Annotated in this window: 1 riboswitch. The window is 40.2% G+C overall.

Annotation, left to right across the window (positions count from 1 at the left end):
- The first annotated feature begins 79 nt into the window (after positions 1–79).
- Positions 80–251, top strand: a riboswitch (M-box (ykoK) riboswitch).
- The last annotated feature ends 314 nt before the right edge of the window (positions 252–565 follow it).

Here is a 565-nt window from a genome sequence, read left to right as displayed (position 1 = left end):
CATGGTTTGCTTATTCAAAATATCAGGGTACAATGCCCAAACTAAATATTTTGGGTTAACAATGTATAACCAAATTGTTAACTATCCTCGTTAGGTGAGGCTCCTATATGGAGGTAAGCTACTGCCCAGAAACGTCGAGAGACACCAATGGGTCAGCAGAAACTGTCGAGCTAAGGCAGTATCTAATGTAGCCGGGATTCAGATGAATACCCATGCCATATAGTGCTAAAACTTTACGAAAGAGGAGAGATCATTGTAAAGGCGCCTTTACATATCGATAAAACACCCTCCTCACGTTTTGTGGCTGGGTGTTTTTTTTGATCTTAAAAATAGACGGTTCATCTATGGACTCTTTTCCACAGGATATCAGCGTCGGCCGCTGCGCACAGCCGCGCTTAACAAAATATATCGATGACAGAAAAATTGATTACTGTCGTTTTATGAAAATAAAAGATAATGAGGTTAAGCAAAATGGTCATTCAAGATCGCAATATGAAATTTGGCATTGAGACGGCTGGGTCTCTTATGTCTAATGACTTTATCACTCTCGATGTCAATCAAACGG

The sequence above is a fragment of the Tsukamurella conjunctivitidis genome (genome assembly GCF_007858475.1).
Lineage (GTDB): Bacteria > Actinomycetota > Actinomycetes > Mycobacteriales > Mycobacteriaceae > Tsukamurella > Tsukamurella conjunctivitidis.
Note: the sequence above shows the minus strand (reverse complement) of the source record. Positions and strands in the feature narration are given on the sequence as shown.